This window comes from Rhizobacter sp. P3_B12 (assembly GCF_056402895.1).
Genome location: NZ_JBFUGN010001795.1, coordinates 1 through 520, shown reverse-complemented (window position 1 = coordinate 520; position 520 = coordinate 1). Strand labels below are relative to the sequence as shown.

The following is a 520-nucleotide window of genomic DNA, read 5'->3' as shown; positions in this document are numbered from 1 at the left end:
GCGATCGGTCCGTGCCGCCTGGATCACCTCGGCGAACTCGGTGTTGATCACGTCGATCGGCATCCGCCCCTTCAGCCACGGGTTCGGCTGCACGAACCAGAACGCGATGTTCCACGCATCGAAGGCCGGGGCCAGCTCGGAAGCCACCTGCAACGGGCCGGCCTTCACCGCCATGTCGGCCCGATCGAACTGGAACATCGGCAGCCACAGCTCGTTGCGCCATTCGAAGCTCATCACGCTGCGCTCGACGATCTGCCGTGCCAGTGTCGGCACGCCCCGGCTGCCGCATTGCGCGAGCCGCTCCACCACCTCGTCGCCACGCGCCAGGCCGCCGCTCTCGCGGTAGTGGCGCAGCATCTGCACGAACTGCCGGTCGCGGTCGATCACCAGCCCGGTGTCCTGCCCGGGCGCATTCCACGGGTGGACATCGTGCGGCATCGGCAGGCCCGCGTTGCGGGAGCGGGTGGCGGTGGGGGCGGCATGTGCTCGCGCAGGGGATTGCATCTGGAGACTCCCGATC

Annotated in this window: 1 pseudogene; it reads right to left on the bottom strand. The window is 69.0% G+C overall.

What is annotated here, in order from left to right:
* Positions 1-438 (bottom strand): annotated as a pseudogene (locus AC1D01_RS38260) (hypothetical protein); the annotation flags it as partial.
* Positions 439-520: the final 82 nt, after the last annotated feature.